Annotated in this window: 22 protein-coding genes; 9 read left to right on the forward strand and 13 right to left on the reverse strand. The window is 72.9% G+C overall.

Annotated elements, in window-relative coordinates; genetic code table 11:
- Positions 1-16 precede the first annotated feature (16 nt).
- Positions 17-1,444, reverse strand: a complete 1,428-nt coding sequence (locus tag ACFFR3_RS40975) for a purine-cytosine permease family protein (protein WP_345404068.1) — start codon at positions 1,442-1,444, stop codon at positions 17-19.
- A 169-nt stretch (positions 1,445-1,613) separates the two neighbouring features.
- On the opposite strand from ACFFR3_RS40975, the gene hutC reads away from it, so the two are divergent.
- Entirely contained in the window at positions 1,614-2,393 is a 780-nt protein-coding gene (gene hutC / locus ACFFR3_RS40980) for a histidine utilization transcriptional repressor HutC (RefSeq protein WP_364376362.1), read from the forward strand.
- 152 nt (positions 2,394-2,545) lie between these two features.
- Here the strand turns inward: hutC and ACFFR3_RS40985 are convergent, their stop codons facing one another.
- Both ACFFR3_RS40985 and ACFFR3_RS40990 read right to left on the reverse strand, forming a co-directional pair.
- Positions 2,546-3,001 carry an NUDIX hydrolase gene (locus tag ACFFR3_RS40985; RefSeq protein ID WP_364376365.1) on the reverse strand — a complete coding sequence of 152 codons (456 nt, stop codon included), beginning with the start codon at positions 2,999-3,001 and terminating at the stop codon, positions 2,546-2,548.
- Between the two features lie 10 nt (positions 3,002-3,011).
- Positions 3,012-3,725, reverse strand: a complete 714-nt coding sequence (locus ACFFR3_RS40990) for a histidine phosphatase family protein (protein WP_345404074.1) — start codon at positions 3,723-3,725, stop codon at positions 3,012-3,014.
- A gap of 77 nt (positions 3,726-3,802) precedes the next feature.
- On the opposite strand from ACFFR3_RS40990, the gene ACFFR3_RS40995 reads away from it, so the two are divergent.
- The 3 genes from ACFFR3_RS40995 to ACFFR3_RS41005 all read left to right on the forward strand — a co-directional run bounded on the left by ACFFR3_RS40995 (position 3,803) and on the right by ACFFR3_RS41005 (position 7,007).
- Positions 3,803-4,552: a class I SAM-dependent methyltransferase gene (locus ACFFR3_RS40995; RefSeq protein WP_379484888.1), complete on the forward strand. Its 750-nt coding sequence runs from the start codon at positions 3,803-3,805 to the stop codon at positions 4,550-4,552.
- 258 nt (positions 4,553-4,810) lie between these two features.
- Positions 4,811-5,617, forward strand: a complete 807-nt coding sequence (locus tag ACFFR3_RS41000; RefSeq protein ID WP_379484889.1) for a putative protein N(5)-glutamine methyltransferase — start codon at positions 4,811-4,813, stop codon at positions 5,615-5,617.
- Between the two features lie 262 nt (positions 5,618-5,879).
- Entirely contained in the window at positions 5,880-7,007 is a 1,128-nt protein-coding gene (locus ACFFR3_RS41005; protein WP_345404080.1) for an esterase-like activity of phytase family protein, read from the forward strand.
- Between the two features lie 6 nt (positions 7,008-7,013).
- Here the strand turns inward: ACFFR3_RS41005 and ACFFR3_RS41010 are convergent, their stop codons facing one another.
- Together ACFFR3_RS41010 and ACFFR3_RS41015 are read right to left on the reverse strand one after the other, a co-directional pair.
- Positions 7,014-9,920, reverse strand: a complete 2,907-nt coding sequence (locus ACFFR3_RS41010; RefSeq protein ID WP_379484890.1) for a pyridoxamine 5'-phosphate oxidase family protein — start codon at positions 9,918-9,920, stop codon at positions 7,014-7,016.
- Entirely contained in the window at positions 9,917-10,666 is a 750-nt protein-coding gene (locus ACFFR3_RS41015) for an HAD family hydrolase (protein ID WP_345404083.1), read from the reverse strand. Before ACFFR3_RS41015 ends, ACFFR3_RS41010 begins: the two co-directional genes overlap by 4 nt.
- A gap of 150 nt (positions 10,667-10,816) precedes the next feature.
- On the opposite strand from ACFFR3_RS41015, the gene ACFFR3_RS41020 reads away from it, so the two are divergent.
- Positions 10,817-11,671: a hypothetical protein gene (locus tag ACFFR3_RS41020; protein ID WP_379484891.1), complete on the forward strand. Its 855-nt coding sequence runs from the start codon at positions 10,817-10,819 to the stop codon at positions 11,669-11,671.
- A 198-nt stretch (positions 11,672-11,869) separates the two neighbouring features.
- The gene (locus tag ACFFR3_RS41025; protein ID WP_345404089.1) at positions 11,870-12,766 is read left to right on the forward strand and encodes an ABC transporter permease; all 897 of its coding nucleotides are present in this window, start codon (positions 11,870-11,872) and stop codon (positions 12,764-12,766) included.
- A gap of 70 nt (positions 12,767-12,836) precedes the next feature.
- Here the strand turns inward: ACFFR3_RS41025 and ACFFR3_RS41030 are convergent, their stop codons facing one another.
- Positions 12,837-13,481 (reverse strand): Dps family protein, encoded by a 645-nt coding sequence (locus tag ACFFR3_RS41030; protein ID WP_364380276.1) that lies wholly within the window; start codon positions 13,479-13,481, stop codon positions 12,837-12,839.
- A gap of 100 nt (positions 13,482-13,581) precedes the next feature.
- Entirely contained in the window at positions 13,582-14,541 is a 960-nt protein-coding gene (locus ACFFR3_RS41035; RefSeq protein WP_379484892.1) for a class I SAM-dependent methyltransferase, read from the reverse strand.
- A gap of 114 nt (positions 14,542-14,655) precedes the next feature.
- On the opposite strand from ACFFR3_RS41035, the gene ACFFR3_RS41040 reads away from it, so the two are divergent.
- The 3 genes from ACFFR3_RS41040 to ACFFR3_RS41050 all read left to right on the forward strand — a co-directional run bounded on the left by ACFFR3_RS41040 (position 14,656) and on the right by ACFFR3_RS41050 (position 17,816).
- Positions 14,656-15,492: an alpha/beta fold hydrolase gene (locus tag ACFFR3_RS41040; protein WP_379484893.1), complete on the forward strand. Its 837-nt coding sequence runs from the start codon at positions 14,656-14,658 to the stop codon at positions 15,490-15,492.
- An 87-nt stretch (positions 15,493-15,579) separates the two neighbouring features.
- Positions 15,580-16,473 carry an MBL fold metallo-hydrolase gene (locus tag ACFFR3_RS41045; RefSeq protein ID WP_364380267.1) on the forward strand — a complete coding sequence of 298 codons (894 nt, stop codon included), beginning with the start codon at positions 15,580-15,582 and terminating at the stop codon, positions 16,471-16,473.
- A gap of 71 nt (positions 16,474-16,544) precedes the next feature.
- Positions 16,545-17,816: a hypothetical protein gene (locus tag ACFFR3_RS41050; protein ID WP_345404101.1), complete on the forward strand. Its 1,272-nt coding sequence runs from the start codon at positions 16,545-16,547 to the stop codon at positions 17,814-17,816.
- On the opposite strand, the gene ACFFR3_RS41055 is transcribed toward ACFFR3_RS41050, so the two are convergent.
- The 6 genes from ACFFR3_RS41055 to ACFFR3_RS41080 all read right to left on the reverse strand — a co-directional run bounded on the left by ACFFR3_RS41055 (position 17,817) and on the right by ACFFR3_RS41080 (position 25,728).
- Positions 17,817-18,671, reverse strand: a complete 855-nt coding sequence (locus tag ACFFR3_RS41055; protein WP_364380263.1) for a geranyl diphosphate 2-C-methyltransferase — start codon at positions 18,669-18,671, stop codon at positions 17,817-17,819.
- A 36-nt stretch (positions 18,672-18,707) separates the two neighbouring features.
- Positions 18,708-19,880, reverse strand: coding sequence for a family 2 encapsulin nanocompartment cargo protein terpene cyclase (locus tag ACFFR3_RS41060; RefSeq protein WP_364380261.1), 1,173 nt, complete (start codon positions 19,878-19,880; stop codon positions 18,708-18,710).
- Between the two features lie 27 nt (positions 19,881-19,907).
- Entirely contained in the window at positions 19,908-21,302 is a 1,395-nt protein-coding gene (locus ACFFR3_RS41065; RefSeq protein ID WP_379484894.1) for a family 2B encapsulin nanocompartment shell protein, read from the reverse strand.
- Between the two features lie 191 nt (positions 21,303-21,493).
- Positions 21,494-22,024 (reverse strand): SDR family oxidoreductase, encoded by a 531-nt coding sequence (locus ACFFR3_RS41070; RefSeq protein WP_379484895.1) that lies wholly within the window; start codon positions 22,022-22,024, stop codon positions 21,494-21,496.
- Positions 22,025-22,241: 217 nt separating this feature from the next.
- Positions 22,242-24,746: a hypothetical protein gene (locus tag ACFFR3_RS41075; protein WP_379484896.1), complete on the reverse strand. Its 2,505-nt coding sequence runs from the start codon at positions 24,744-24,746 to the stop codon at positions 22,242-22,244.
- Between the two features lie 220 nt (positions 24,747-24,966).
- Entirely contained in the window at positions 24,967-25,728 is a 762-nt protein-coding gene (locus ACFFR3_RS41080) for an alpha/beta hydrolase (RefSeq protein WP_345404119.1), read from the reverse strand.
- Positions 25,729-25,817: the final 89 nt, after the last annotated feature.

Consider the following 25,817-nt stretch of genomic DNA (forward strand, 5'->3'; position numbering starts at 1 on the left):
AGCGGGGTCCTTTCTGTCAGCGAGCCGCGACCGGCTCGGTGGACGGATAGATCATCTCCGCGGGCGGGTTCGACGTCCGCCTGGCCCACGGGTAGTACAGCGCGGCGGTGGCCAGCAGGCCGACGATCCACGAGATGTCGGCGCCGCCGAGCAGCTCGGTGACCGGCCCCGTGTAGAGCTTCTGCGCGAGGAACGGGATCTGGACGACCACGCCGAAGGCGTAGGTGACCAGCGCGGTGACGTTCCAGCGGCCGTAGCGGCCCGCCGGGTCGTACAGGGCGGGGATGTCCACCCGCTCCTTGGAGATCAGGTAGTAGTCGGTGAGGTTGATCGCGCTCCACGGCGTGAACACCATGAGCAGCACCAGCACGAAGTTCTTGAAGTTGTCCAGGAAGTCCGCGCTGGCCATGATCGCCACCAGCACCGACACGGCGGTGAAGCCGACGATGTAGAGCGCGCGCACCACCGGCGAGACCCGCGAGCGGCCGTTGAACGCGGTCACGGTCGTCAGCAGGCACATGAAGCCGCCATAGGCGTTGAGCGTGTTCACCGTCAGCTTGCCCACCACGATCACGATGTAGATCAGCAGCGCGACGGCCGCGGGACCGGCCAGCTCGCCGACGAAGCCGACCTGGTCGCCGACGAACACCGCGCCCGAGACGGCGGCGATCAGCGCGCCCAGCGACATCGCCCACTGCGAGCCGATGACGCTGCCGAGGAACGTACCCCAGAACGTGGAGCGCTCACTGGTGCTGCGCGGCAGGTAGCGGGAGTAGTCGGCGACGTACGGGCCGAAGGTCAGCTGCCAGGCCGCGCCGAGCCCCACGGCCAGCAGGAACGTCGGCGCCTCGAAGCCCTTGACGCCGACGAAGGCGCCCACGTCGTACGTGGTGAACACCTTGATCAGCAGGTAGCCGAGTCCGCACACGCCGATCACGGTCGCGATCCTGCCGACGGTGTGGATGAGCCGGTAGCCGGTCACCGCGACGATCACCGTCAGCAGCCCGAACAGCAGGATCCCGGCGGTCGCCGGCACGTGCAGGATCCGGCCGAGCGCCTGCCCGGCCAGCACGCTGCCGGTGGCGGCGAAGCCGAGGTACATCAGCACGACCAGGAGCAGCGGCAGCACGGCGCCGAACACGCCGAACTGCGCCCGGCTGGAGATCATCTGGGGCAGTCCGAGGCGCGGTCCCTGCGCGGAGTGCAGCGCCATCACCACGCCGCCGAGCACGTTGCCGATGAGCAGGGCGATGATCGCCCAGAGGGCGTCGGCGCCGAACACGACGGCGAGCGCGCCGTCCACGATCGCGGTGATCTGCATGTTGGCGCCGAACCAGAGGGTGAACTGGCTGCGCGGCGTGCCGTGCCGCTCGGCGTCGGGGATCACGTCGATCGTCCGGCGCTCCACGGCAGGACCCGCGCCCAGGGATTGATGGTCAGTCATGGCGGTCCGCCTCTCGCGCGTCACGCGCCCTGGGGGAAACGGGGGTTCGAGGGGAAATGTACAGTCCTGTATATACAGCTCGCCACCCCTGGGAGGAAGATAAACTTCGGGCCATCGAGTCCGGAGATCGCTCCGCCCGCCGTCCCCCGACCGGAGGATCCGCCGAGCCATGGTGCCCATCACGGTGGTCGAGTCCGAGCTCGCCGCCCAGTTTCAGCAGCTCGGGCCCGCCTCGGCGCCCGCGTACGAGCGGGTCAAGAAGGTCATCAGCGCCGGCGTGCGCTCCGGCCGGTGGGCCCACGGCCAGCAGTTGCCGTCGGAGCACCAGCTCGTCAGCGCCCTCGGCCTGTCCCGCATGACCATCAACAGAGCGCTGCGCGAGCTCACCCACGAAGGGCTCATCGAGCGGCGGGCCGGCGTCGGCACGTTCGTCGCCGCGCCCAAGGCCGCCTCCGCGCTGCTCCAGGTCAGGAACATCGCCGACGACATCCGCCGGCACGGCCACCGCCACCACACCGAGGTCGTCTTCGTCCGCGAGGAGCCGTCCGACGCCGCCGACCCCGAGCTGCGCGCCGCCGCGGGGCCCGTCGTCTACCGCTCGCTCATCGTGCACTTCGAGGACGACACCCCGATCCAGCTCGAAGACCGCCTGGTCAACCCGGCCGCCGCGCCCCACTACCTCGACCGCGACTTCACCCGGCAGACCCCCCACGCCTACCTCAACGAGGTCGCCCCGCTCACCCGCGGCGAGCACATCGTGGAGGCCGTGCTCGGCGACGCCGCCCAGCGCAGGCTGCTGCGCATCGGCCGCCACGAGCCGTGCCTGCTCGTGCGCCGCCGCACCTGGTCGCGCGACGTGCTGGTCAGCGTGGCCCGGCTGCTCCACCCCGGCTCGCGGCACCGGCTCGAAGGCTCCTTCGGCGCCGACTGGACGCTCGACACCCGCTGAGCCCGACCAGGCTGAGCCCGACCAGGCTGAGCACGACCAGGCTGGGCACGAACAGGCTGGGCACGACCAATCGGACACGACCAGCCTGGGCACGACCAGCCTGGGCACGACCAACTGGGCATGGTCAACCGGGCATGGTCAACCGGGCACGGTCAGTGGGCCGCCTCGATCAGGGCCCGGTGCGACGGGATCAGGCCGTCGGGCAGGTCGTCGGGGGCGCACCAGCGGGCCTCCAGGATCTCCATCGCGTTCAGCCGCAGGGTGCCGCCGCCCGCGTACTCGGCCGCGTACGCGACCTCCATCCTGAGCCGGAACCCGCTCTTGAGCAGCACCAGCTCGCCCACCCGCACCTCCAGCCCGGTCTCCTCGCGCACCTCGCGCACGACCGTCTGCTCGAACGTCTCGCCGCGCTTCGCGCCGCCCGTGGGCAGCCCCCACGGACGCTCCTCGGACCAGAACCGGTGCCGCAGCAGCAGCACCCGCCCGTCGCGGTCGCGCACCACCCCGGTCACCCCGACCATGAACTTGTCCTGCGTCAGGTAGAGCAGCCGCCACTTCACCGACCCGCGCAGGCTCCGCCACAGCCGGGCGATCAGCCTCTTCACCACGCGGCCCCGGTCAGGTGGGCAGCGCGGCGGCGGTGGTGAAGAAGGGGGCGAGGTGCGCGGTGTCGTTGAACCTGCGCAGGATCCACCGCGCCTCGGTCAGCACCAGGTGCGACACCGAGGCGTTGTCGACCCCCAGGAACGCGAACGGCCGCGACCCGGTGGCCGCCGCGAGCGCCTCCGCGATCACGCCGGCGTGGGTCACCACCACGATCCGCTGGTCGGGATGGGCGGCCGCGAGCTTCTCCAGCACCTTCCTGACCCGCTCGGAGAACGCCGCCGCCGGCTCCGCGCCGGGGATGACGTCCCAGCGCTCCTCCTGCGCCATGCGGCGGGCGACCGGATGGCCCTCCGCCACCATGCGGCGGAACAGCCCGCCCTCCCATTCGCCCAGGTGCACCTCGCGCAGCTCGGCCTCTGTCACCGGCGTCACGTCCAGCCGGGCGGCCAGCGGCGCGGCCGTCTCGGAGGTGCGGCGCAACGTGCTGACGTAGATCGCGTCGATCCGCTCGGCGGCCAGCCGCAGCGCCACCCGCTCGGCCTGCTCGCGGCCCTCGGGCGCGAGCGCCGGGTCACCCTGCCCGCCGACCAGCGGGAACGCCCGGTCGGGGCGGGCCGGCTCGGACTCGCCGTGCCGCACCAGCAGCACCTCGGTCGCGCCCGGCGGCGTACGGAACCGGCTCTGCCGGTATTCGACCGGCTCGTCGCGCTCATCCCTCACAGTCACCGGACCCTACTCCCTTCCGCCCGCCCGCGCCGGGCGTGATTGAATCGGCACTCGCGTACGGACGAAGGGGGAGCGCCATGGGAGTGGACCGGCGGCGGAGCGTGGTGTTCGGCGAGGCGGTCGAGCAGTACGAGGCCGCGCGGCCCGGCTACCCCGAGCGGCTCGTCACCGAGGTGCTCGCCTACGCGCCCGACGGGCCGGTGCTGGAGGTCGGCGCCGGCACGGGCAAGGCCACCGCCGGCTTCGCCGCCCACGTGAGCGACCTGACGTGCGTCGAACCCGACCCCAGGATGGCGGCGGCGCTCACGGCCAAGTGCCCCGGTGTGCGGGTGGTGAGCGGGATCTTCGAGGACTACGTCCCCGACCGCCGCTTCGCGCTGCTCTACTCCGCGCAGGCCTGGCACTGGGTGGACCCCGACCGGCGCTGGGACCTGGCCCATGACGCGCTGGCCCCCTCAGGGGCGCTGGCGCTGTTCTGGAACCACTACATCCCCGCCGACGACGGGGTGCGCGCCGCACTCGGCCGGCTGGCCGAGCGGTACGGCCTGGCCAGCCAGAGCCTGCACCAGAACGAGGGCGACCGCGCCGAGGAGTCCCGCCACCTGCTGGAGGACGACCCCCGCTTCACCGACCTCGACCGGCGCCGCTACACCAGGACAGAGCGCTACGACGCCTACCGCTTCGTCACCCTCACCGGCACGATGTCCGTGTACCGGATCCTCCCGCCCGACGTGCGCGAACGCGTGCTGGGCGAGGTCGGCGAGCTGGTGGGCGACGGCCTCGACCTGACCCTCACCACCGAACTCGCCCTCGCCCGCCGCATCTGACCAGCCGCCCGGCTCCCAGGCGGACCAGCCCCAGGGGACCGGTATCCATCCGCACGGCAGCGTCCCGCTCGCACCCCGTCACGAGCGGCGTTGAGCGCTCTGGTACCGTGGCGCTCGCAGAAGTGATCGTCCGTGCTCGTCCCAGGGAGGTGAGACCCATCGCCGCTGTGTCAGGCCGGGTGCTCCCTTCCCGTAACCGTGCGGCCCACCAGGACTAGGTGACCGCGGGAGCGCCCGACGGCATCCCGAAAGGTTTCCATGTCTGTCTCCTCCTCGTCGCTTCCTTCCGCTGAGATCGTCGCCAGGCTGCGTGCCGCAGGCTGCGTCTTCGCCGAGGACGAAGCCGAGCTGCTCGTCTCGACCGCCGCCACCGCCGACGCCCTCGCCGCCATGCTCGAACGCCGGGTCGCCGGCGAGCCGCTGGAGCACGTCCTCGGGTGGGCGTCGTTCTGCGGGCTGCGCGTCCACGTCGAGCCCGGCGTGTTCGTGCCCAGGCCGCGCACGGAGTTCCTCATCGACCGCGCCGTCGCCCTCGCCCGCGAGGTGCCGGGCCGGCCGGTGGCCCTCGACATGTGCTGCGGCACCGGCGCCATGGGCGCCGCCGTCGCGGCGGGGCTGGCCGGGCGGGTGGAGCTGCACGCGGCCGACCTCGACCCGGCCGCCGTGCGCTGCGCCCGCCGCAACCTGCCCGGCGCGCACGTCTACCAGGGCGACCTGTACGACCCCCTGCCGTCGTCGCTCCGAGGCCGGGTCGACATCCTCATCACCAGCCCGCCCTACGTCCCCTCGGAATCGGTCGCCCTCCTGCCCCCGGAAGCCCGCCTCCACGAGCCCCGCTTCGCCCTGGACGGCGGCGAGGACGGCTTGGACGTCGTCCGCCGCGTGATCGCCGCCGCCCCCTTCTGGCTGACCCCCGGCGGCCGCCTCCTGGTGGAGACCAGCCAGAACCAGGCGGCGACCACCGCCGAAGCAGTGAGCTCAGCCGGCCTCCTCCCCCGCATCGCCACCTCACCGGAGTACGACGCGACAACCGTCATAGGCACCCTCATCCGTCCCACCCCCTGACCAGGGGGAGGAGGGGAGGAGGGGAGGAGAGGAGACCGGACACCGTGGGGGCACGTGGGCCGCTCCCTCCGTCCCCGGCCGGGTCTTTCGCTCCACCACCTCCAACCCGTCCTCCACCCCGAAGGAATTTGTGGGCCTTTGGAGGGCGGCATGCCGTTGGGTGGTTCGTGGACTTCGCTTTTGATTCGCGCTTTCATGGCCTCCGTCGATTTCCAGGACGGAGGCTCAAATGGGTCGTGCTCGGAGAATAACCGGAATAGCCATGGCATTCGCCACGGTGCTGGCCACCGCGCCGGCGGCGGAGGCGGCGGAGGCGGCGGAGCGGCGGGCGCCGGTACGCATCACGCGCTTCCTCGGCGAGCAGCGCATCCCGTACAAGATGACGTTCCAGGGCACCACCGTGGGCGGCCTGTCCGGCGTCGACCGTGACCCGCGCACCGGCACCTGGTATCTCATCTCCGACGACCGCGACCGCTACAACCCGGCCCGCTTCTACACCGGCCACCTCGACATCAACCGCAGGACCGGCGACTTCACCGGTGTCCGCCTGACCGGCGTCCGCACGCTGACCCGCCCGGACGGCACCCCGTACCCCGGGTACGGCAGGCCGGGCGCGGCGGACCCGGAGACGATCAGGTTCGACCGGTGGACGGGCCGGCTGGTGTGGGGCGACGAGGGGGACCGGCCCGACGCCAGAAATCCCGACATCCCCATTTCGCAACCGGCCATTCGCAGAACGGACCTGAACGGCCGCCAAGTGGGCGAATTCGCACTCCCGCGTAATTTGCGGCTGACGAATACGGAACGTGGCCCAAGGCGTAATTTCGGATTCGAGGGATTGGCGGTCACCGCCCGTTCCGTCACGGCCGTCACCGAGGGCCCGCGTTACGAGGACGGCCCCCTGCCGACGGCCGAGCGCGGCTCGCTGGCCAGGATCACCGTCTGGGACCGCCAGGGCAGGCCGCGCGGCCAGTACGCCTACCGCCTCGACCGCCTGCCCGAGCCGCCGAACCCGCCCACCGGCGACGCCGACACCGGCGTGTCGGAGATCCTGGCCATCGACGACCACCGCTACCTGGCGCTGGAACGTTCCTGGATCGAGGGCGTGAACTACCGCGTCAAGCTGTACGAGATCGACCTGCGCGGCGCCTCCAACGTGCTAGGCCGCGACTCGCTGGCCCGCGGCGGCTACCGCCCGGTCGGCAAGCGCCTGGTCTACGACCTCGGCACGTTCCGTCCTCCGGTGCAGAACCTGGAGAGCCTGTCGTGGGGCCCGCGCCTGGCCGGCGGCGAGTGCACGCTGGTGATCGGCTCGGACGACAACTTCGACGAACGCGAGACGACCCGCTTCATGGCCTTCGCCGCCACGGGCTGCCCGTCAGGCCAGTAGGACCCGTCAGATGCCGTGGATGCGGCGGCCGGTGACGCGCTGCGGCGTGATCCGGATGTAGAGCGGCCGGTCGCCGCCCGCCCACGGCGTGACCCCGGAACGGGCGAGGTCGGCCGTGTCCTCGGGCGGCATGTGGTGCGCGGGCCCCTGCACCAGCACGCTCCACCCCTCCCTGGTGGCCTCGTCGAAGTGGTCGATCTGGAAGGCGATGACGATGTCCACGCCTTCCGGCCCGGTACGCAGGTCCTTGTCCATCGGCCCGCCCGCCGCCGTACGGAAGATGATGTTCCCGTCGTGCAGCTTGTAGTTGACCGGCAGCACGGTCGGCCCGTGCGAGCCGCTGAACGCGACCCGCCCGATGCCGCCCGGCGCGATCAGCCGCAGCGACTCGGCCTCGTCCAGCGTCTCCAGACTGGGGTGCGCGGCGGCGGGGCCACGGCCGGGCGGCCGGTCGTGCCCGCCGCCGAGCAGCTCGTCCACCGTGGTCCCCAGCGCGTCGGCGAGCCGGTAGAGCGTGCCGCCGTCGGGAGTGTCGGCGTGCTCCTCCAGGTATTTGAGGTAGCCCGCCGACATGCCCGCGTGCTCGGCGACCTGCTCGCGGGTCAGCCCGCGGCGCTCGCGGTGGTGGATGATGCGTCGACCGAGGTCGCCGGTGCCGGACATGATGGCCTCTCCTGGCTTGAAGGTGCGGCACGCGACCCCGTTGACGCGTGCCTCGTGGTCATCGGCGTCGATGAACAGCCGCCGCCCCCGGTAGCAGATCGGCATCGACGCCTCGCCGAGCCGGTCGGGCAGCAGCGGGTCGAGCCACAGCCCGTCGCGCCGCGGCTCCACCCCGAGGTAGCAGCGTTGCAGCAGGTCGAGCGTGCCGCCCATGGCGCCCAGGTGGATGCCTTCCGCGGTGGTCCCGCCCTGGACGTCCTTCAGGTCGCTCTGCAGCGCCTCGATGAAGAACTCCCACGACCGTTCCCGATCGAGCCTGGCCAGCGCCCAGGCGTGCACGACGGCGCTGAGCGTGGAGCCGTGGCTGGTGCGCCGCAGGTAGTACGCGATCGTCCGGGGGATGAGGCCGTCGTCCGCCTCGTAGCCGAGGTGTTCGAGCAGCCCGGTCAGCTCGTCGCCGGTCAGCAGGTAGCAGAGCATCAGCGTGTCGGCCTGCTTGGACGCCTTGTAGCGGTTGACGTCGTCGCCGTCGGCCTCCAGCGCCCGGTCCAGCCGGCGCACGCCGCCGTAGCGGTCCCAGTCGAGCTCCTCCAGCTCGGCGTACCCGGTGAACTGGCTGATGACGCCGTCGTGGAAGTCGACCCGCAGGCGGCGGCTCACGTCGTCCCAGTGGTCGAGCTCGCCGGGGCGCGGCGTGACGTCGGGGCAGAGCGCGGCGGCCTCGCGGGCGCGGCGCATCAGCCAGGCGGTCATCACGTTGGTGTAGGCGTTGTTGTCCAGGCCGGGGAAGTCCGCGCCGGGGTAGGTCTCGTGGTACTCGTCGGGGCCCATGACGCCGCGGATCTCGTACCGGCCGTCGATCTCGACGGCGAGCGAGGCGAAGAAGCGGGCGATCTCCAGCAGCATCTCGGCGCACCACACCGGCATCGAGCCGGTGGCGAGGAAGTGCCGCCACACGTCGTACGCGACGGCCAGGCCGACGTGCCGCTGCAGCCGGGAGTCGTCCGGCAGCCAGCGGCCCGACTTGGGGTTGAGGTGCAGGACCTGGGTCTCCTCGCGGCCGTCGCTGCCGCTCTGCCAGGGGAACATGGCGCCGTCGTGCCCGGCCCGCCGGGCCGCGTCCATGGCCTCGGGCAGCCGCCGCCACCGATACCGCAGCAGCCCCTCGGAGATCTCGGGGAAGCGCAGCGCGAGCCACGGCAGGACGAACAACTCGTCCCAGAACACGTGCCCCCGGTACGCCTCGCCGTGCAGCCCCCGCGCGGGCACCCCGGCGTCGAGGCCGGCGGTGTGCGGGGAGAGCGTCTGCAGCAGGTGGAAGATGTTCACGTGGACGAGCTGCGACAGCTCGGAGCCGTCCACGTCCATCCTGGCCCTGCGCCACAGCCCCTCCCATGCCGCCATGTGCCGGGCCAGCAGCTCGGGGAAGGGCGGCGCCCTGCGTACGTGCCGCAGCGCCGACGAGCGCGGGTCGTGACTGGCGGGGTCGCGCGACGACGTCAGCGCCACGGTTTTGACGAGCCGGGACGGGCGTCCCTGCGCCAGGTCGAGCACGTGGTCGGAGGTGATGTGGTCACCCGCCAGCACCGGACGTGCTGTCGTGCCGGTCTCCGCGTCGATCCTGGCGGCCAGCGCCACGACGACGTGGGAGGAGCGGGTGACGGCCGTCAGCCAGGCCAGGTCGTCCTCGGAGCCGGCCTCGTGGCAGGTCAGGTGGTCGCCGCGCAGGTCGCGGTAGCGGGCCACGCCGTCGTTGGCGACCCGACCTTCCAGGGCGGCCCGCACCCGCAGCGGGCCCGACCAGTTCTCGGCGGTGAACGTGCACTCCTGCGCCGCGAGGTACGGATCCGCCATCGACACCAGGCGGCGCTGGCGTACCCGGGTGACGCGGCCCTCCGCGTCGCGCCAGCGCAGCAGCCGCACCAGCACGCCGTGCCGCAGGTCCAGCTCGTGCCGGTAGAGCAGCAGGTCGGCCGCCTGCGGACGGAACCAGTCCGTGCCGGGCGTGGCGAACCGCAGCGGCAGCCAGTCGGGCAGGTTGACGATGTCCTCGTTGGTGACGGTGTGCCCGGCCACGACCGAGTCGAGCCGGTCGTAACACCCCGCCAGGTACGTGCCCGGCGTCCGCGGCTCCCCGTCCGGCGTCGCCCCCCGCGTCGCGAACCGGCCGTTGCCCAGCGTGCACAGCGCCTCGCGCAGCCCCTCACCCTCGGGATCGAACCCCTCGTACGTGAGCGTCCACGCGCTCATCGCCGCCCCACCGGCACCCGTCCCGTGACGCCGGCCTCCGCCAGGTCGGACACCACCGCGTCGGCGCCCGCGGCCAGCATCGCGGCGGCCCGCGTGCCGCTCCTGTCCACCGCGACGATCCGCCCGAAACCGCCCCTGCGGGCCGCCTCGACGCCGGGCACCGCGTCCTCCACCACGCCCACCTGCCCGGCGGGCAGATCGAGCCGCCGCGCGGCCTCCAGGAACAGTGCCGGGTCCGGCTTGCCCGGCAGGCCGAGCCTGGCCGCGTCCGTGCCGTCCACCAGCACGTCGAACAGGTGCAGCACGCCCGCCGACGCCACCATCGAGCGGCAGTGCCTGCTGGCCGAGACCACCGCGGTGCGGCAGCCGCGCCTGCGCAGCTCGTGCAGCAGCTCGACCGTCGAGGGGAACGCGGCCACGCCGTGCTGCGCGATCTCCCGGACGAACAATTCGTCCTTGGCTCGGCCCAGCCCGTGGACGGTCGGCGCGCCCGGCCCGTCGTCCGGCCCGCCCTCGGGCAGCGAGACGCCGCGCGAGGCCAGGAACGTGCGCACACCGTCGAGCCGCGGCCGCCCGTCCACATAGGTCAGGTAGTCGGCGCGTACGTCGAACGGCGCGGAACGGCCGCGCAGGAAGCCGTCGAACACGTGCTTCCACGCCGCCGCGTGCACCCGGGCCGTGTCGGTGACCACGCCGTCGGTGTCGAAGACGACGGCCCGCAGGGCGGTGAGATCGAAGGTGGTCATGCCCGGACGCTACCCGCGCAGGCCCGGCTCAGCCATGGACCAAAGACCTCGACCGCCGGGACCTTCGCGAGGCATACGACGAGGCACGCGAACCAAGGCCGTCCTGGGTACGTCTACCTCAACAGATGGCCCGTCAGCCGGAGGTACCGCATGAGAGCGACGACCGTACGCGTGCTGCCCCTGCTGGCCGCGCTCGCCTTGGGCGCGCCGGGCTGCGGGGGCGCCCCCGGCGGGGGTGAGGGCGGCGGCACCACCGCCACCCTCACCCCCGCCGCCACCGCGCCTGAGCCCGGCTCCACCGTCACGCCCGACCCCGGCGAGGTGCCGACGTCCGGCACGCCCGCGCCCGCCCCGCGCACGTCCGGCGCCTCCGCGCCCGCGCGGCTGCTCATCGCCGGCCGCTACCAGCCGCTGTGGCCGTTCTCCGGGCCTGACGAGGTGGCCGCCTGGCAGCGCGCCTACCAGAAGAACGGCCACCAGCCGTGGCATCTCGACCCCGCCGCGACCGCGATCGGCTTCTCCCGCGACTACCTCGGCTTCACCGAGATCGACCAGGCCGTCAAGACGGTCGTGGACGGCGAGCACGCCCGCGTGCACGTCGGCCTGCGGGCGGAGGAGGGGCCGAAGCCGATGGTGGCGGCGGTGGTGCACCTCATGCGGTACGGCTCGGGCGAGCACGCTCCCTGGGAGGTGGTCGGCACCGACGACACCACGCTCTCACTCACCGAGCCCGCGTACGGCGCCTCCGTCACCTCGCCGCTGACCGTCGGCGGCCGCATCACCGGCGTGGACGAGAGCATCAGGATCCAGGTCCTGCACCCCGGCTCGGACCAGCCGCTCGGGGAGCGCTGCTGCGTGAGCGCGGGCGGGCGGAAGTCGCCGTGGTCCGGCAAGCTCTCCTTCACCCCGCGTGACGGCCGTACGCTGACCGTCGTCGCCTCGACCGGCGGCCACGTCGCCGAGGTCGAACGCTTCGCCGTGACGGGCGTGACCCTGCCTTTGTGATGCGACAGTAAGTGAACGCAGGTTCGGTGCCGCGTTCCCTGAGGCACCACGCCGGCTCCTCCAGCTCGACCTGACCGACCCCGGCTTCCGTACGCACGCCGCAAAGCACTCGCGACGCACCGGCGGATAACGGGACCGCCGGCCGGGTCGCGAGGGATGATCGAGGCACGACACTCCGGTCACCAGCGCGAGGTGCTCATGAGTCACGTGGAAGAGACCGCGGAACCGGCGCCGGGCTCCCTGGCCGAGCTGGCCCGCCGCCACGGCCTGCGCCCCGCCATCGCGCGTCCCCGGTTCCCCGTCTACCTGCGCCGGCTGTGGGAGCGGCGGCACTTCGTGCTGACCTACGCCACCTCGCGCAACGTCTCCAAATACTCGGGCTCGGCGCTCGGGCAGCTGTGGCAGGTCATCACCCCGCTGCTCAACGCCGCCATCTACTACGTGATGTTCGGCCTCATCCTGGGCGGCAGCGACCGGGTGCCGAACTATCCCGCGTTCCTGCTGACCGGCATGTTCGTCTTCACCTACACCCAGCGCACGGCCACCGCGGGCGCCAAGTCCATCTCGGGCAACCTGTCCCTCATCCGCGCCCTGCACTTCCCGCGCGCCTCGCTGCCGCTGGCGTACACGATCCAGGAGCTGCAGCAGCTCGCCATCTCCATGGGCGTGCTGCTGCTCATCGTGGTGCTCACCGGCGAGCTGCCCAACTGGTTCTGGCTGGTGATCCCGGTCGTGCTGGTGCTGCAGACGATGTTCAACATCGGGGCGGGGCTGATCCTCGCCAGGCTCGGCTCCCAGCTGCGCGACCTCGGGCAGCTGCTGCCGTTCATCATGCGGACCTGGCTGTACGCCTCCGGCGTGTTCTTCGCCATCCACGACAAGGTGGTCAACAGGGCCGGGTTGCCCGAATGGGTGGCGACCGTGATGTACCTGAACCCGGCGGCGTCGTACATCGAGTGGATGCGCGACATCCTCATCGGCAGCCACAGCCCGCCGCCGATGGTCTGGCTGGCGTGCCTGGTGTGGGCGGTCCTCGCGCTCGTCCTCGGATCCTGGTACTTCTGGCGGGCCGAGGACCGCTACGGGCGCGGCTAGGGCGGCACGCCGACGGCGGACGCCCGGCCCGCGGGAGCGAGCCGGGCGCCTCGATCGCCCGTGCGGACCGTCACTTGCCGGAGCGGGTCGTCGTCTTGCGCGGCGCCCTGGTCTCCCCGTTGCTCGGCGTCTCGACCAGCGGCGTGTCCACGAGGTGCTCGACCAGGAACCAGACCTGCAACTCACCGGTCCTGATCACCTGGGAGACCAGCAGGTCGTTGGTGCCGTCGTCGCCCAGCTCGGCGGCCCGTGACGCCGCGTCCCGCGAGGCGAGCAGGATGGTCTCGTGCGCCTCGACCAGGCGCGAGAGCATGGCCGGCACCTCCTCGGCGCCGTTCGGCGGGCGCGGGACCACGGTGATCTCGGCGACGTGCCGCGGGTCGCCGACCGCGATGCCGCCCAGCGTCTGCACCCGCTCCGCGATCTCGTCCACCAGTTCGAGCTGTTCCTTGGCGTGCTTGTCGAGCAGCAGGTGGAGCTGGTAGAACGTCGGGCCGCGCATCAGCCAGTGATGCTTCTTGTACAGGGCGTAGAGGATCTGCGTGTCGGCCAGGATCTGGTTCAGCCGGCCGCAGGAGTAGTTGCGGGCCTCGTCGGACAGGGCCAGCGGCCACGTCCGCACTGTGCCGTATTCCTGGATCTCGGTGCCGTCCACGTGCAGCCACGGCTGGCTGCTCGTTTTCTTGGACGCTTTGCTGCTGCCTTTGGCGGGCACGATCATCTCCCGAGCGGTTATTTGAGCCGGTCCGTCCTCGAACCTTCCCGTGTGTCCGCAAAAGGAGCTCCAGCCCGTGTCAGCGGCTGGCAAAAAGTGGTCAAAAGCCGGTGTGAGGGCGGCGGGCGAGCCAGATGGTGCGGCGGGTGCGTACGGACAGGTCGTCGCGGCGCGACAGGCTGCGCGGGCCGTCCTGGGCCAGCAGGTCGTCGAGCGCCGCCAGGTCGTCGGCGGCCAGCGTGCCGTCCAGGCTGCCGCGCATGCGGCGCAGCGCCACCTCCGCGTAGCGGGTGGCGGCCGGCGGGAGCGGGTGCCGCAGGTCGATGACGAACTCCCGCTCCGCCTCGACCGTGAAGCCGTTCGCCGCCAGCCGCGGCCCCCAGTCGGAGCCGAACGTCGGCAGCGCGGCGGCCCGGCGCTCGTCCAGCACGGCGTGACCGCGACCCTCCAGCCCTGGCCGGCCGAAGCCGAGGTCTTCGGGCAGGAAGCGGGGGAAGGAGTCCATCTCGACCGCCACCAGCAGCCCGCCGGGACGCAGTGCGGCGAGCACCTCGCCGAGGACGCGATCGGGGTCGGCCAGGTGGTGCAGCGACGCCGCCGCCCACACCAGATCGACGGTGCCGACCTCGGGCCACGTGCTGTCGAGGTCCGCCTGGAGCGTACGGACGCGCTTGTCCACGCCGCGCTCGCGGGCCTTGGCCTCCAGGTGGCGCAGCATGTCCTCCGACATGTCCACGGCCGTCACCTCCGCGTCCGCGAACCGCTCCAGCAGCGCGAACGTGCCCGCGCCCGTGCCGCTGCCCAGGTCGAGCAGGCGGAAGGGCGGCCGGTCGGCGGTCAGCTCGCCGATCCAGGCGGTCACCTCGGCCAGGTGCGGTTGCAGCACCTCGGCGTCGAGATCGAGCAGCTCGGCCATCGCCGCCGACGCGCGCGGGTCGTGGTGCCCGTGCCCCTGCCCCTGCCCGTGCCCTGAGGCGTGCTCGGCGCCGTGCCGGTGGTCGTGCTCGTCGGAGCCGTGGGCGGCCTGATGTCCGGAATCGTGCGCGTGGTGGTGTGTCATGGCTCGACTCTAAGCGGCCTTGCGCCTGGCGACCTACCGTCTTGCGCAGTACGCAAGAAGACGGCGCTGAATATCCCGTTGCCTGCACATCACGGCGCTGGGAGGCTCGTCGTCATGCCCGCCCTCACCGCCCTCGACGGCACCACCCTCGCCTACCACGAGTCCGGCTCAGGCCGCCCGCTCATCTGCCTGCCCGGCGGGCCGATGCAGGACTCCGCCTACCTCGCAGACCTCGGCGGCCTCGACGCGCACCGGCGGCTGATCAAGCTCGACCCGCGCGGCACGGGCGGCTCCGCCACGCCCGCGGACCCCGAGACGTACCGGTGCGACCGGCAAGTGGACGACGTCGAAGCCCTGCGCGCCCACCTCGGCCTCGACCGCATGACCCTGCTCGGCCACTCCGCCGGCACGAACCTCGCCCTCCAGTACGCCATCAGCCACCCCGGCCGCGTGGCCGCCCTCGTCCTCGTCACCCCCAGCCCCATGGGCGCCGGCGTCGAGGTCACCGGCCAGGACCGCCTCGACGTCGCCCGGCTGCGCGCCGCCGAGCCCTGGTACCCGCGGGCGTACGCCGCGCTCGAAGCCGTCGTCGCCGGCGCCGGCGCCGACTGGGACGCCCTCGACCCCTTCTTCTACGGCCGCTGGGACGACGAGACCCGCCGCTACCACGCCGCCCAGGCCCCCGCCCGCAACACCGACGCCGCCGCCGTCTTCGGCTCCGCCTTCGACCCCGGCGCCACCAGAAAGGCGCTGGCCACTCTCGACGTGCCCGCGCTGGTGCTGGCCGGCGAGGTGGACCTCAACACCCCGCCGTCCGCCGCGGAGAAGCTGGCCGCGCTGCTGCCGTCCGCCGAGACGGTCGTCCAGCCCTCCGCCGCCCACTTCCCCTGGCGCGACGACCCGCCCCGCTTCGTGCGGACGATCGAGACGTTCCTGTCGGTCCAGCCGTAGGGCGGCGTCGGCCCCCGCCTCGGACCGTGCTCGCGCGCCGCCCCGTCGATAAGGTGGCCGGGACGTCCGCAGGGCAGGGGGCCGCGCATGTTCCATCGGTTCACGGTCGGTGATCTCGAGTGCGCCGTCGTCAGCGACGGTCAGTCAGAGCCGCCGCTGGAGCCGCCGCTGGGCTCCTTCTACCAGCCCGCGACCGGGGTGCCCGAGTCCGAGCTCCGGGACGCGGTGGCCGAAGAGGGCACCGGGCGCACCACGCTGACGTGCGCGTACAACTGCCTGTGCGTGCGCACCCCCGACGGGATCGCGATCGTGGACACCGGGCTCGGGCCCGGCTTCCTCGGCTACGGGCCCGCCTTCACGCCCTACGTCGGCAAGCTCGGCGCCGGCCTGGGCGAGGCCGGGCTGACGGAGTCCGACGTGTCCGCCGTCGTCTTCACCCACCTGCACGAGGACCACGTCAGAGGCGCCGGGACCGACGGCGAGCCGGCCTTCCCCGGCGCGGTGGCGTACGCGCACGCCGCCGAGGTGGCCTACTGGTCCGACCGCGCCCAGCGGATCCCCGACGAGCAGCGCGGGCCCGCGCTGGAGGCGATCAGGCTCTTCGGCGAGCGGCTGCGTCCGGCGAGCTACGACGCCGAGCTGCTGCCCGGCGTGCACACCGTGGACGCCGCCGGCCACACCCCCGGCCACACCGCGATCCTGCTGCGCTCGCGCGGCGCGCGGCTGCTCTGCCTCGGCGACACCTTCTACGACCCGCTCCAGCTCGCCCATCCCGACTGGCGCACGCCGTGGGACCACGACCAGGTGCGGTCGGTGGCCGCGCGCCGCAGGCTGCTCGCGTGGGCCGCCGACGAGGGGGTGCCGGTGCACGCCTACCATCTGCCGTTCCCCGGGCTGGGCCGCATCGAGCGGCGAGGCGGGGCCTTCGCCTGGCGGCCTGGCCTGCAAGATCGACCTGGTGACTCCGACCCGCTAAGGTGAGGCGTCCTCACCCCAGTCCACCTGGCTTTCCTTGAGAGTGTGACCCCCCTGTGCGCCGCCACCGATTAGCCGTGCCCGCCCTCCTGCTCACCGCCGCCTACGTCGTCGCCGTCGCCGTCACCGCCGGCATCGCGCTGACCGGCGGCGACATCGGCCCCCTCGAACGGCTGACCGTCCTGAAGGAGACCGACGACGGCAATGACGGCGAGCCGACCCTGCGGGACGTCATCGCTGGAATGTCGCGGTCGAGCGTCGGCCTGCTGCTCGCAGTCGGCGCCGTCTGGTCCTGGACGCTGTGGCAGTCCCTCCGCGGCCCCTTGCGCCCACCGCCCGGAGCGGCCCGTCACCCCGCAGGACGGGATGAGCGGCGACTGCGGCTGACCCTCTACGTCGTCGCCGGCACCTGGGTCGTCTACGCTGCCGCGCCGATCTGGCCGTGGTGGGCCGTGGCGCTGGATGCGACGGTGCTGGCCACGGTCGTGGTGGCCGTCCATCCCGTGCTGCGGCAGCGGTGGAGCTTGGCCGGGTTCGCGCTGGCGGCGGGGCTGCTGGGCTACGTGACGACGGTCGCAGGCGAGGTGTTCTCCGCGTTCGACCTGCACGATGGGGAGCGCGCGGCCCAGGCGGCGGGGCTGGGCGGCCTGGCCGGGACCCTCTGGTATGTGCTGGTGCTGGCGGCCCAGTGGCGGGACGGCCGGTGGCGGCGCGCGACCGTCCTGTACGGCGTCGCCGCCCAGGTCCTGCCCCTCCTCCTGATCATGTTCGTCGCGCTCCTGCCGGCTCGGGTCGCCGGCGTGGACCTCGCGGCGTACGCCGTCATGGACGCCATGACCGTGATCTGGCTGGCCCGCTCCGCCCACGACCTGGCCATCCCGCCGCAGGCCCCGTTACCGGCCGGGCCACCCGCCTTGACCCATGAAGGGCCCGCGCCGTTGGTGAGGTTCGCCGGTCTCGCGGCGTGTGTGAGCGTCCTGATCCCGCCGCTGATCAGCGGAGACCCGCTGTGGCTCACCCGGTACCTGCCCCTTCACACCGTACAGAGCATGCTCGGCGAGCCGCTGTCGCTGCTGTGGCGGGGTTTCGAGGCCGCCGTCGGGCTAGGAGGACTGGCCGTCGTGGTGCTGACGGCCGTGCTGTGGCGGGGCAGGAGGCTCGCGCTGGCCGCGCTGGCCGCCACCGGGCTGGCCGGTGTGTCCGTGGTGGCCCTGGCAGCCGCCACGGACCGGCTGGCGATCGGGATGTCGCCGCTGTGGTTCACCGCCGCCTGCGCGGTCGCGGCGCCGCTCCTGTCCTGGACGCACGTGCTGCGCGCCGGAGCCGGCCGGCGCGCAGCAGGCGTGTGATCAGACGCGGTCGGCGGCGATCAGCAGGTATTGGAAGCTGCCGCTCTTGTACGCCTCCAGGAACGCGTCCTCGATCCCCGTGGCGAGGTGCGTCCTGGCCCGCAGCTCCCAGTAGGGGATGGTGGCCGCGGTGAGGTCGATGACGCTGACCGGGACGAGCCGGTTGGCCGCCATCTCCTTGAAGTACGTGCTGCGGGAGTGGATGTCGCAGATGTAGTGGGCGTTGATCTGGCTGATGGCCCGGGAGGGCAGGCCGTAGGCGTCGTTGTAGCAGCCGGTGATGCAGACGTACCGGCCGCCCCGGGTCAGCAGCCTGGCGTGCTCGGCGAACAGCAGGGACAGTTCGACGTACATGGTGCTCTCGTTGTTCCACGAGGCGTGGAACGCGCCGGTGGGGAAGCCGGTGTCGAGCATGTTGCGGAAGTGGAAGCGCACCTTGTCGCCGACGCCGCGCTCCTCGGCCTGCCGGTTGGCGAAGGCCACCTGCGACTCCGAGATGGACACGCCGTCGGCCTCGCAGCCGAAGCGCAGGTGGGCGAGCAGGCTGGAGCCGCCACGGCCGCACCCGGCGTCGAACACGCGGTAGTCGGGGCGCGGCGGCCCGAGGTGCGCCATGAGCATCTCGGCCTGCGCGGTCTCCAGCCGGTGCAGCTCCTTGACCACCCGGCTCTCCCGCGTCGAGGCCGGGCCCTCCAGCACCGACCAGTCCACCTCGCCCACCCCGTAGTGGTGGTGGTAGAGGCCGTCCACCTCGCCGAGGCGCAGGTTGACCGGGTTCTCCTCGGTGTTCCAGTAGTCGGCGACCGACTGCTGGTAGAGGCTGTTCAGCACGGGGGCATGGGGCGTCATGGTCATCAACGGCTCCTTCTCAGTGACGGGACGGGGTGACGGTCAGGACTGGTAGCGGCTGCTGCTGCCGTGCCATTCGAGGCACCCGGCCATCCACGCCTGCGCGCCGCGCAGGAACCGCTTGAGCTCGGGCGAGGGGACGGCCGACAGCGCCTGCCTGCTCTGCTCGAAGCCGCGGACGAAGTCGTTGTGCAGGTGTACGGCGCGCTCGGTGGCCTCGCGGGCCGAGCAGCCGTCCTCGGCGGCCATGAGCAGGATGACGTTGGAGTCTGGCAGCTCGTCGGCCGCCTCCTTGGCCGCCGAGTGCAGGTCGTTGACCAGCACGCTCGCGGTGCCCGCCTGCATGAGCGCGGTGTGGAAGCGCGGCTCGGCGAACAGCTCGGCGGGCAGCCGGTAGCCCCCCACGACGTCGATGAGCGTCATCGAGGTGTAGAAGCTGTCGTGCTGGCGGGCGGCCAGGTAGCGCCAGACGGGCGGCGGCGTCTCCAGGTAGCGCCAGGCGGCGTAGGCGGCCCAGCTGACGTACATCTGGCTCGTGATGTTGCGGACCCGCAGGATCTGCGCGTCGGTGGCGTGGCGGGCGACGTGGCTGAGCGCCGAGCGCAGCGCCACCAGCACGGGGTCGGCGGCGATGGCCGCCTCGAGCTGCCCGGTGTAGTGGCCGGCGTCGGGCGGCGGGTCCATGGCGGAGGTCACCAGCGCCAGCCGGGGCGGCAGCTCGGTCGGGGTGGCGCCGAGATCGGTCTCGTCGGCGTAGTAGTCGTCGGCGGCCCACCAGGCGGCGTTCATCTGGGCGGCGATCAGCAGCCGGTCGGGGTCGTCGGTGTCGGGGTGGGCGAGCGTGGCCAGCCGGCCGAACCCGGTGGCGGTGAACTCCTCCATCCGCCCCTCGTGCAGGCCGATGCGCCCGGCCCAGGCCGTCAGCCGCCGGTCCACCTCCGCGGCGAGCGCGTCGTCCACGCGGACGGTCTCGGGGCAGAGCAGCGGCGGGTACGTGCCGTCGCCCCACTCGCGCTCGCGGTAGGGGAGGGGCGTCAGGTCGGACCCGGGCACGGGCCCCACCGGCGAACCGGGGGGCTCGTGCCCGTCCCCCTCCTCGTACGCGCGCCGGTGCGGCAGCAGCGCGGCCCGAAGGCTCAGCGAGGACGAGCCCAGCCCGGCGGGCCCGGCCAGGAGCCGCGCCACCGGAGCGCCATTGGGGGAGATGTCCGGCATGTCATGCCTCTTCCTGGGGTCGGCCGGTCACGAGCGCGGGGCGGCGATGTCGACGTCCTCCAAGATGCCGATCGCGTCCGGCACCAGGACCGCCACCGAGAAGTAGGCACTGACCAGGTACGACATCACGGCCCGCTCGTTGATCCCCATGAAGCGCACGTTCAGCCCCGGCTCGTACTCCTCGGGGATGCCCGTCTGGTAGAGGCCCACCACGCCCTGGTCCTCCTCGCCCGTCCGCAGCGCCAGGATCGACGTCGTCCGCGCGCCGGAGATCGGGATCTTGCCGCAGGGGAAGATGGGAATGCCCCGCCAGGCCGGCACCTCGTAACCGCCCACGTCCGTGCTGCCGACCACCAGCCCCCGCTTGTTGCACTCGCGGAAGAACGCCGCGATCGCCTTCGGATGGGCGAGCAGCAGCTTCGTCTTGCGGCGCATGCTGATCAGCTCGTCGAGGTCGTCGGGGGTGGGCGGGCCCGACCAGGTGTAGATGCGCTGGTCGTAGTCGGTGTTGTGGAGCAGCCCGAACTCGCGGTTGTTGAGCAGCTCCCACTCCTCGCGCTCGCGCAGCTCGTGGATGGTCAGGCGGAGCTGCTGCTCGATCTGGTTCATCGGCTGGTTGTAGAGGTCGGCCACCCGGGTGTGCACGCGCAGGATGGTCTGGGCGACGCTCAGCTCGTATTCGCGGGGGCGCAGGTCGTAGTCGACGAACGTGCCGCCGATGGCCGGCTCGCCGCTGTGCCCGGCCGCTACCTCCACCGCCGCCTCACCGCGGCGGTTGGCGGGCCGGCTCAGCACCTCCAGGTAGCGGGCCAGGTGGTCGCGCAGTGCGGGGGAGCGGTCGGCGACGCGGCGCAGCTCCCAGCGCGGCGCCACCAGCACCGTGCAGGCCGTCGCCGCGCGGTAGGTGCACGGCCAGCGCGGGTCGTCCTCGGTCAGCGCCTCGTCGCCGAACTGGTCGCCGCCCGCGATGACGCCGAGGAACTGGCGGTCGCCGTAGGGGCCGGTGCTCAGGCGCTCGAGCCGGCCGTGGGCGATCACGCAGGTCTGGTTCACCGGGCGGCCCGCCTCGGCGACGATCTCGCTCGGCTGCACCTCGCGGGCGGTGAACGTGGAGGCGATCTCCGCCAGCACGGCGGGGTCGCCGAAGCCGCGCAGGGCCGGGATCTCCGTCAGCGTCTCCGGCACGACACGGACGTCGTCGGCCCCCTCGTTGGTCACCGCCACCCGCCCGCGTCCGATGCGATGAGTCAGCCGGCGGTTCACCCGGTACGTACCGCCCCGCACGTCCACCCAGGGCAACATGCGCAGCAGCCAGCGCGAGCTGATCGCCTGCATCTGCGGGACGGTCTTGGTGGTGGTGGCCAGGTTGCGCGCGGCCCTCGTGTCGAGGCTCAGCCGCGTCTCCGTCGGCTCCGTGGGCATCTTTCCTCCGGGCGGGGTCGGCAGGGCAGTCGCCACTAAAAGTAGTGATATTGACACGGAGCGTAGGAGTCTCTGCGCGGACAGGAATGCTGGCGATCGCGGAAGGTCGATGTCACGGGCCCGCCACCCTTGGACGAGCCCGTGATGGGAACCGCCTGACCTGGTGCGCGACCCCGCCTCGCGGCGAAGGGCTAAAGGGATCGCCAATCACTCGATCCCAGCGCCGACGCGCCCTGAGGGCCCATCATCGTCATCCCGCCGTCCACGAACACCGTCGCCCCCGTCACGTACGACGCCGCGGGCCCCGCCAGGAACGCCACCACGGCCGCCACCTCGCGGGCGTCGCCCGGCCGCGGGATCGGGTTGCCGGGCCTGCTGCCGGTCTGCGGCGGCATGTCCTCCTGCCCGGTCATCGGCGTCGCGATCTCGCCCGGCGCGACGGCGTTGACCGTGATGCCGTGCTCGGCCGGCTCCAGCGCGAGCACCCGGCTCAGCATGCGCAGCCCGCCCTTGGCCGCGCAGTACGGCCCCGAGCCCATCCTCGGGTACTCCTCGTGCACGCTGGTGATGTTCACCACCCGGCCGCTCCGCCCCGAGGCGACCATGCGGCGGGCCGCCCGCTGCGCGCACAGGAACGGCCCGTCCAGGTCCACCGCCAGCACCGACCGCCAGCGGTCGTAGCCCGTCCGCGCGCACGAGGCGGTCGAAACGCCGCGCGGCACCGCAGGGTTCGGTAGTGTGTTCGACGACGGTGGTGATGACCAAGCCACCGGACGAACGATCGAAAACATCCTCGCCGCCGGGCTGGCGGAGAGGTGAAACGCCTGTGGAGCTGGTGTAAGACCTCAACGAGAGCTTTCTCGGGCGGGCGACCGGCGGTGAAGCAGGAGGCCTCACGGGCGACCGTGGGTATCCCCCTCGCTCACGAGGGGGAGGATGTCAAGAGCCGTTCCCTGCCCCTGGTGGGGAGGGGAAACCGGAGGCCAGCTCGGTGATGCGGCGGTGCAGCCGCGGGTCCTCCCAGAAGCCGGTGTGGGCGCCGATGGCGGGCGGTGGCTGGCCGTACAGGAAGCGGCAGTCCGGCGGGTCGGGCAGCTGCTCGTCCACGTCGTCGCGTACGGGGCCGCCGATGTAGTCGGTGTCGCACCAGAAGTTGCGCCAGCGGGCCACCTGGACGCCGGGCCCGTGGGCGAGCCGGCGGAACAGCTCGTCGTCGAAGTAGGCGGGGAAGCCCCAGGCGTACAGGGTGCGCAGCGGCGAGCCGAACGTCACCAGCGTCACCCGGTCGTCGCGCGGCCTGGAGCAGGGCTGGGCGAGCGCGGCGGCCGCGATGACCGAGCCCTGGCTGTGGGCGGCCAGCAGCGGGACGCCGCCGTTGTCGTGCAGCCACCACAGCCGCCGCTGCAGCTCGGGGACGGCGCGCTCGGCGTACGACGGCGGGGCGAGCGGATGGCAGTGCCGCGGCCAGAACGTGGCGACGTCCCACAGCACGCCGATGAGGCGGCGGTTGCGCTCGTCCTTCCAGCCCAGCCGCAACAGCCCGACCAGCACGAACGGCAGCAGCATCGCGACGCCCGCGCACAGCGAGGTGAGCCAGTTGGCGTTGGACGGCAGGTCGTCGTGCCACCACACCCGCCACTGCACCCAGGCCAGCACCATGCCGCCGACCGCCATCAGCGCGGTCAGCAGCAGGTCGAGGTCGCGCGGCACCCTGGCCAGCCGCCGGGCTCTGGCCACGCGGGCCGGCCAGCTCTCGGCCAGCCGCCGGTGCCACTCGGGGACCGGGCGCTCGTCCACCGTGGACGCCCACCACCGCTTGAGCGGGCCGTCGGGGACGGCGAAACGCTCGCGGTAGTGGCGGGCCACGCCGGGACCGCCCTTCACGCCGCTGCTCCACCAGCGCACCCCCTGGTAGAGCAGGAAGCAGAGCAGCAGGAGCACGGGGACCACGATGAGGTACGGGATGACGTTCCTGATGATCGGGAACACCGCGATCGGCGTCTCCGCCGTCACCGGCTCAGGGACGTCCAGGCAGCCGCCGCGGTGCGGGTCGTGGCAAGGCCGCAGCGTGCCCAGCCACTCGGCCACGAGCAGCAGCGTGGCCAGCATGAACGTGTTGAGCGCGGCCACCGCGAGCCCGAGCACCACGAACGGCGCACCCCAGCGGAACCTGCCGCCCAGCCGGCCGTCCCCGCTCGTCAGGACGGCGAACGCACCGACCGCGACGCCCAGCCCGAGCCCTGTCCAGATCCACCGGTAGTCGGTCTCCCACACCGACAGCAGCGCCACCCCGGCGGCGAACCCGACCGGCACGAGCACGGCCCGCGCGGCCACGCCGGGCCAGTCGGCCCTGGTCCACGCGGCGGCGGCCAGGGTGACGGGGACGAGGAAGAGCGCGCCGAGCACGCCTCCGTACACGCCGTTCATGAACACCTGGAGGCCGGGCAGCTCGTGCGGGCCCGCGCCGAACGGGTCGCCCGGGGGCTGCCCGACGGCCAGCACCGCCGACAGCGCCATCGCCGCCCCCGCCACCGCCAGCAGCGCCCACGAGCCGGCTTTCCGCCTGCCGATGAGGGCGAGCGCGCACAGGCCGATCACGGCCAGCGGGACGGCCACCCCGATCGCCGCCCACGGCTCAGGCAGCGGCCTGACCGCGTGCGACGTCCACGCGACCAGCGCGGCGACGAGCGCCACGGCACCGGCCACGTGCAGGCGGGTGAGCGTCCTGGTGTGCTCGACGTCGTCCCAGAACGCGGGGTCCGACAGGCCGGGGAACTCGCCCTCGCGCAGCCCCGTCTCCCTGGGCGGCACACCGGTGTCATAGGCGGGCGGTTTCACCTGGTCGTAGCGGTTCTGGGAGGTGTGGGCCAGCAGGTACAGGACGGCGATCACCAGCAGCGGCACCAGCGCGCCCACCAGGATCCGTACGCCGGGCCGCTCGGGCGGCAGCAGCCAGGCCGGCCAGCGCGCGCACTCCGGCACGCCCCCGCACTGGTACGCCACGTAGTCGACCGGGATGGCGGCGGCCAGCAGCACCAGGTTGAGCGTCAGCCCGAAGGACGCCAGCCCGGCCGCCCACCGGAACACCGCGAACCGGCGCGGCCTGCCCGGCAGCCACGGCGGGAACATGCGGGCCGCCATGTTCGCCATCGCGAACGGCAGCAGCAACAGCCACAGCACCCGCCAGGCGCTGCCCGAGGTCAGGCCGCCCCACGAGTACGCCTCCACGTGCCGTCCTTCCCGGTCGGCCGTCCGGTAGAAGCCGGCGATGCGGTCACCGGAGACCTGCATGGGGGCGAGGTCGTCGAGCAGCGACTGGGGCGACGTGCCGCCCACCCCGTGCAACCGGATCTCCACCACCCCGGACAAGCCGTCCGGCCGCCGTCCCAGCCCGGCCGCCACCCTGCGCGCAGGCTCCTCGTGCCCCGTGCTCGCGGTCGTCATGGCGCCACCTCCCTCAGCGGGGGACTCCATGATGAATCCCGCGGGCGCCACCGCGCATGAGTAATCCCGGCGCGTCGCCCACATGGGCCCTGTCCCGCGCGGACGTGACCCGCGTGGCCAGGCCGGGCGCATCCGCCAGGCCGGGCGCATCCGCCAGGCCGGGCGCACCGCTCCCGGCCGCCCAGGACCGCGTCCATGGCCGGGGGCCGCCCGGCTCGGGTCACCAGCCCTGGTCGCGCAGGAAGATCGCGCAGCGGGCGGTCCAGTCGGCGGCCGTCGGGTTCTCGCCCGCCGCGAGGCCGAGGCCGTGCCGGCCGTTCGGGTAGACGTGGAGCTCCTGCGTGACCCCGTGCCTGGCCAGCGCGCCCGCCAGTTCAAGGGTGCCGGCGACCGGGACGGACTCGTCGTCGGCCGTGTGCCACAGGAACATCGGCGGCGTGGCGGCGGAGACACGCCCGGGCAGTGACAGCTCGGCGCGCAGCGACGCGGGCGCATCGGGGCCGAGCAGGTTGTCGGCGGAGCCGCGGTGCCCGTCGAGCACCGTCACGGGATAGCCCAGGATGGCCAGGCCGGGCCGCGGGTCGGCGCGGTCGATCGCGTCGTGCGGGCCCTCCGGCAGCGCCGGGCCGGGCTCGGTGGCCAGCAGGCCCGCCAGGTGGCCGCCCGCCGAGAACCCGAGCACCCCCACCCTGGCCGGGTCCACCCCATGAGCGGAGGCGTGGTGGCGGACCCAGCGCACCGCCCTCGCGGCGTCGAGCAGCGGCAGCGGATGGCGGTGCGGCGCGAGGCGGTAGCGCAGCACGTACGCGGCCACGCCGAGCCCGTTCAGCCACCGCGCCACCGGGACGCCCTCGTGGCCGGCCAGATGGTGGTAGCCGCCGCCGGGGAACACCACGACCGCCGGCGCGGGGCGCGCCGCGCGTACGGGGAAGGCGGTGATGGTGGCCGCGCCGTCCACCGGCCACAGGGGGTGCTCGCTCACGTGCTCGCCTCTCGTCGCCTCTCGTCCTCGTCCGGGCACGGATGTTACGCCCCCCTGGAAGGCCCGGCGCGTGCGTACGATCATCGTGC

This window comes from Nonomuraea salmonea (genome assembly GCF_042428605.1).
Classification (GTDB): domain Bacteria; phylum Actinomycetota; class Actinomycetes; order Streptosporangiales; family Streptosporangiaceae; genus Nonomuraea; species Nonomuraea salmonea.